The 2717-nt window shown below is 73.2% G+C and carries 2 protein-coding genes; both read right to left on the minus strand.

Going from position 1 to position 2717, the window contains the following annotated elements; genetic code table 11:
- Positions 1 to 237: 237 nt before the first annotated feature.
- Entirely contained in the window at positions 238 to 1245 is a 1008-nt protein-coding gene (locus tag ACFXGA_RS17885; RefSeq protein WP_378089134.1) for an RNA polymerase subunit sigma-70, read from the minus strand.
- A 243-nt stretch (positions 1246 to 1488) separates the two neighbouring features.
- Positions 1489 to 2715 carry an alpha/beta fold hydrolase gene (locus ACFXGA_RS17890; RefSeq protein ID WP_378089137.1) on the minus strand — a complete coding sequence of 409 codons (1227 nt, stop codon included), beginning with the start codon at positions 2713 to 2715 and terminating at the stop codon, positions 1489 to 1491.
- Positions 2716 to 2717 lie beyond the last annotated feature (2 nt).

Genomic DNA, 2717 nt, shown 5'->3' on the forward strand with positions numbered 1-2717 from the left:
TCTCCACCCCTCCCCCGCCATCCCCGATACGGAGGTGTCTCGGGGGCTCGGATAGGGGTATCAGCGACAGGTCGCCGATCGTGACGGATGCTCCGGGACGTGGTGGCGCCCCGTCGGCGACGCCGGCGGGGCGACGGTGTTCGCGTTGGTGTTCAGCGGGTCGGGGTGCTCATCCCGTGGTGACTTCGGTGACGGCGGCCCGGGTGCTGGACTCGTGGACGAGCGGGGCCCTTGTGGTCACAGTGTCGGGGGCAGGCCCAGCCAGGGTTTGTCGGTGGCGTCGAATCCGGTGAGTTCGGCGATCTTCCCGTCGGCGATGTGCAGGACCGCGATGTTCAACAGCCGGTGCTCCGGGTCGCCGGGGGCACGGAGGTACAGCGCGGCGGCAGGCATGCGATTGACCGTCGTGGCGATACAGCGCCAGTCGTCGTAGCCGCGCCGGAAGAGCCCGCCGGAGATCCAGCCGTCCACCGCGTCCCCGGCCCCCGTGATCACGGTGCCCGGATCGGGCAGCATCGCGAAGCGCAGGTCGTCGCGCAGCAGGGACATCAACCCGTCGAGGTCGTTGCGCTCATGGGCGTCGATGTACGCCTTCACCACGCCGCGCTCGTCATCCGACAGCTCGTGAGTGGCAGGGCTCCGCCAGTCGAGGCGGCGCCCGGGCAGGTGCTCGCGCATCGTCACGCGCGCCCGCTGCAGTGCGCTGGTCACCGATGCGACGGTCAGCTCGAGGGCGTCGGCCGCCTTCGACGCCGGCCAGCCGAGGACGTCCCGCAGGATCAACACCGCCCGCTGCCGCGGCGGCAGGTGCTGGACGGCGACGATGAACGCCAGCTCGACCGTCTCCCGCGCCACCACCGATTCCAGCGGGTCCGCGGGGAGCATCCGGTCGGGGTACGGCTGCAGGTGCAGCACCTCGGAGCCGGGGTCCGGCAGCCCGTACGGTTCGGGTGTCCGGTTGTCGCGCTTCTCCAGGAAGTCGAGGCAGGCGTTCGTCGCGATCCGGTACAGCCAGGTCCGCAGCGCGGCGTGGCCCTTGAACGACTCCCGCTTGTTCCACGCTCGCAGGAACGTCTCCTGCGTCATGTCCTGGGCGTCCTCGTAGTTCGCGAGCATCCGGTAGCAGTGCACCTGCAGCTCACGCCGGTGGCGCTCCGTGACGAGCGCGAACCGCGCCGTGTCGCCGGCGCGGACCGCCGCGATGAACGTGGCCTCGGCGGCGCCCAGCGGTCTGGCGTCGGTCATGGTCGTCAATCCTTCCACCGGTGCGAGGGGGCTACCGGAACTGACGACGTGGCGGAGCATTTCTGATCGGTGGAGCCGCGGCCAGAGCCGGTCCGGGTACCGTCAGCCCTCAGGTGCGGCCGGCGCCCCCGGGCGGGCGCGTTTGTCGGCTCTGGCGGACGGCCGGCCGTGAGGAGGCAAGCGCCCTCACGCGACGCCGACTGTGTCACGGGCATCACCGGGACAGGGAAGGAACCGCGGCCGTCAGCGGTGCTGCTCCTGCTCGTGGAGCCAGTCGTGGAGCACTTGGGCGGTGGACCCGGCGTGGTCGTTCATCATCGTCTGGTGGTTGCCGGGCGCGTCCACGGTCTCGTGCTCGAGGTTCCATTCCGCCGTCCAGCCGCTGCCCGCCGCGCCCGTTCCGTCGTCGGGTCGCCGGGGCATGCGCTCCCGGGCGCGGACCAGCACGACGGGTGTGGTGACGGCGCTCGGCTGCCAGTCGCCGAACAGGTCCAGGTAGGCGCCCTGCGCGGTGACCTGTTCCTCGGTCATGAGGGCGAAAGCCTGGTCGTTGACGGCGATGCCGCGCAACTCCTCCTCGACGTCCGCCTCCGGGATGCGGTGTTCCGGCAGCCAGGTGTCGAGCAGCGCCACCGCCGCCGCCCGCGTGCCGCGCTCCTCCAAGCGCGCGGCGACCGCGTGCGCCAGCCATCCGCCCGAGGAGTACCCGGCGAGCGCGACGGGCCGGTCGGGGAAGCTCCGCTGGACGGCGTCGGCGTGCAGGTCGATGACGAGGCCGGGCTCGGCCGGCAGCGGTTCGCCGTCGCCGAAACCGGGCAGTGTCAGCACGTAGACGTCGCGGAGCCCGTGCAGGTGCGGCACCAGGCGTGCGAAGTGGTGCGGCCCCGAGGGGGCGACCATCGACGGCACGCACACCAGGGCGGTGGGCGCGGGTCCCGAGGCGAGCGCGACCGGCGCGACCGGCCTGCCGAACTCGGCGACCGTGCGGAAGGTGGGCCGCAGCTTCGCGGCGGCGCGGAGGAGCCCCACGCCCTCGATGACCTTGCCGATCACGCACGCGTGCCGGTAGAGGCCGCGGACCCCGGTCGAGCCGTCGCCGAGGAGTTCCCCCGCTCCGCCGCCGACGGGGCGCACCGCCGAGGGGTGGCGCGACGCCGCGTCGATGAGCGTGCCCAGGTAACGGGCCAGGTCCTCGGCGGTGGGGTGTTCGAAGACGACCTGCGGCGAAAGGGTCAGGCCCGTCGCGGCGGCGAGTCGTCGGCCCATCCCGACCGACGCGAGCGAGTCGAATCCCTGGTCGAGGAAGCGCCGGGTGGCGTCGAGGGGCGCGGGGGGGGGCGGGCCCCCGCGGCCGCGTGCGTCTGCCACACCCCCCGCCCGTGACCCCCCCCCCGCACGGGATCGGGGCCCACCCCGGCGGCCGCACGTTGGGGCGGGCCGCGGCGGCGCTGTTCGTGTTCCTCGGCGCACCG

The sequence above is a fragment of the Actinosynnema sp. NPDC059335 genome, from assembly GCF_042752395.1.
GTDB lineage: Bacteria > Actinomycetota > Actinomycetes > Mycobacteriales > Pseudonocardiaceae > Actinosynnema.